The sequence below is a fragment of the Microcoleus sp. OTE_8_concoct_300 genome (genome assembly GCF_031383065.1).
Taxonomy (GTDB): Bacteria; Cyanobacteriota; Cyanobacteriia; order Cyanobacteriales; family Microcoleaceae; genus Microcoleus.
In genome coordinates, this window is the sequence record NZ_JANMZH010000443.1 from 1 (window position 1) to 2,562 (window position 2,562).

The following is a 2,562-nucleotide window of genomic DNA, read 5'->3' on the forward strand; positions in this document are numbered from 1 at the left end:
TGCCCATCCCACAAGAGTTATTTTTTCTTGTGGGATGGGCATCTTGCCCGTCCAATAAATTTATGAAAAGGACTTTTGCAAGAGGTCTAGTCATTCCCAATCTAAAATCTAAAATCTAAAATCTAAAATCGAATGACTTTCAATCCCAATAACTGTCGCAACGAAAGCGAAGTAGAAAGCAAACTCATTGTCAGCTATCTGCTACCAAAGTTAGGCTATACGCCGGACACTTGGCACCAAGAAATAGCCTTGGGGAATATTCGTCTAGACTTCCTCTCATTTGCCGCCCCAGTTATCCCCATACTTGTCGATGCAGACTCGCCGATGAGTGTAGTTATGGAGGCAAAACATCCGAAGGAAAATTTAGACCGTCACCTGCGAAAACTCAATCGCTATTTAACAAGTTTGAGCATCCGCTACGGCCTGATAACTAACGGTAAAGAAATTAGAATTTACCAAAGAGTCGCCGATGATATTCAGCTAGTCTTTAAGTGTGCTGGACAAGACCTTGAAAATAGAATTGAGGAAATTATAGCTTTAATTGGCAGAGATCGTTTAAAATTTATAAAAAATTCCGATAATCTCAAACTGGAAGATAGTAAAATTAATTTGGTTAGTCCTGAGTTAATTAGCGAAGTCCCAGTACAGCCAAAAAATCCCGCCACCGCAGAACCCGAGCCAAGTCAAATCTCTGAACCGGAACAAATACCTGAAAATTATCCAGTTAAGCCTCAAGTTAAATCCGATGTAACCGTTCCCCAAAAAAGCCAAAATACTATGAAAATCATTGCAGTTTACCACAATAAAGGCGGCGTTGGCAAAACTACAACAGTAGTCAATTTAGCTGCTGCGCTGAGCAAGAAAGGTAACAGAGTCTTGGTAATCGACTTAGACAGTCAGGCAAATACAACCTTTGCGACAGGTTTAGTAAAATTTGAGGATGAAGAACAAGATGATTTGAAAGATTGCAACGTTCGTCACGTTTTGCAGTCAGAAGATGGTTACTCGATCGCACAAGTAGCTCGCAAGTCTAATTTTTGCAATCCCGAAATAGATGTGATTCCTTCCCACATTGATTTAATGCAACATGAAACGGATCTCAATCAACTAGATTACAGCCGAATGATTTTAATTCCGAAACTAGAAGAAGTACAGGATAAATATGATATTGTACTGATTGATACGCCGCCATCTTTGAATCTTTACGCCAGAATTGCCCTAATTGCGGCGGATTATTTAATTATTCCTTCTGACTTAAAACCTTTTGCCAATCAAGGACTGATTAATGTCAAGGATTTTATTAAAAAAGTCAACACATTCAAAAAACAAATTGGCAAAAAACCTCTAGAAGTTTTAGGCGTACTCTCTTGCAAAATCTCAACTAATGCTAAATTTGTACAGTATAGTTTGTCCAAGCGGAGGGAGGCAATTCCCAAACGCTACGGCTTTGAAATCATGGACAGCGTAATTTACGAGAGAGACGATTTAGCAAAGTGTGCAGAACAATTTCAAATCGTGGGAAATATGGAAATTGCCGATCCGATTTCAGTGCTAGACTTTAAGCCTGATTGCATCGCCTCCCAAGAATTTGAAATGCTAGCAATCGAAGTTTTGGAAAAAATAGGTAAAAACTAATGAAAAAATTATCTCCGTCACTGGTTGCAGTGAAAAGAATTACATCCGCAGTGCCACGTTCCAATTTTGCAGAGCCGGATTTGGAGAAATTAGCGAGACTCATTTTAGAGTCAGGAGGATTGATTAATCCGATAATTGTCCGCCGAAACGGTATGGATGCTTACGAAATAGTAGACGGAGACTTTGAATACTATGCGGCGGTCAGAGCAAAAGAAATAGAAAATCTCAAGGGCGAGACAATCGGAGCATTCATCCTGGAAGAAGAAAATGAAGAACTTCTCCTCGAACAACTTGAAATTCTCAGAAAAACCGCAATCACTGAGAAGAAAAGTATAAGTGAGGTTCCCCAACAGTCCTCCAGCTTTGAACAGCGGCTGACCAATATTGAAACTCGATTGGAAAACAGAATTAATGAATTGAAAGCCGAGTACACCCGGGAAAAACAGGCGCTGATAGAGAGGGTTAAAGATGTTGAAAGCCGCATTCCCAAACCAGTTCCGCTGTTGGAAGCACTCAACACTCAAGATAAATTCAAATTGGCTATCAATTTAAAAAATGCTGGGATCGCATCTCAAACAATGAGAGAAAACATCATCACACAGCGAGATTTGGAGCCATTTACCTCATTTGAGAATGTGGTGCAACGTATTAAAGGGTTAGGGGATAAAACAATGATTAAGGTTATTGACAATTGGCAAAAATATTTATAAGCTTTCAGCCATCTAAATTGCATTTTTGGGGCCTGGCTCAAAGCCGATCCGACAAACGTTGAAAAACCCGATATGACTCGGCGGTTGAAACCGATCCTACAAAATAGACGTCTTGCAAAAATAAATAGGACGGGCAACATGCCCAAAACACAAGAAAAAATAAAACTAGTGGGGTTGGGCTGATGCCCGTGCCCAAACATGATGAAAACGAATTTTT

The 2,562-nt window shown here is 39.9% G+C and carries 2 protein-coding genes; both read left to right on the plus strand.

The genetic code is table 11. The annotated features are described in order from the left end of the window. Positions 1 to 132: 132 nt before the first annotated feature. Positions 133 to 1,635: an AAA family ATPase gene (locus ACUVJL_RS20220; RefSeq protein ID WP_445247470.1), complete on the plus strand. Its 1,503-nt coding sequence runs from the start codon at positions 133 to 135 to the stop codon at positions 1,633 to 1,635. Then, the gene (locus ACUVJL_RS20225) at positions 1,635 to 2,345 is read left to right on the plus strand and encodes a ParB N-terminal domain-containing protein (protein WP_445247471.1); all 711 of its coding nucleotides are present in this window, start codon (positions 1,635 to 1,637) and stop codon (positions 2,343 to 2,345) included. The genes ACUVJL_RS20220 and ACUVJL_RS20225 overlap by 1 nt, the downstream gene beginning before the upstream one ends. Positions 2,346 to 2,562: the final 217 nt, after the last annotated feature.

Bases quoted from the DNA above. Each gene is read 5' to 3' on its own strand.
- ACUVJL_RS20225 (WP_445247471.1), top strand. From the start codon at position 1,635: ATGAAAAAATTATCTCCGTCACTGGTTGCAGTGAAAAGAATTACATCC.
- ACUVJL_RS20220 (WP_445247470.1), top strand. From the start codon at position 133: ATGACTTTCAATCCCAATAACTGTCGCAACGAAAGCGAAGTAGAAAGC.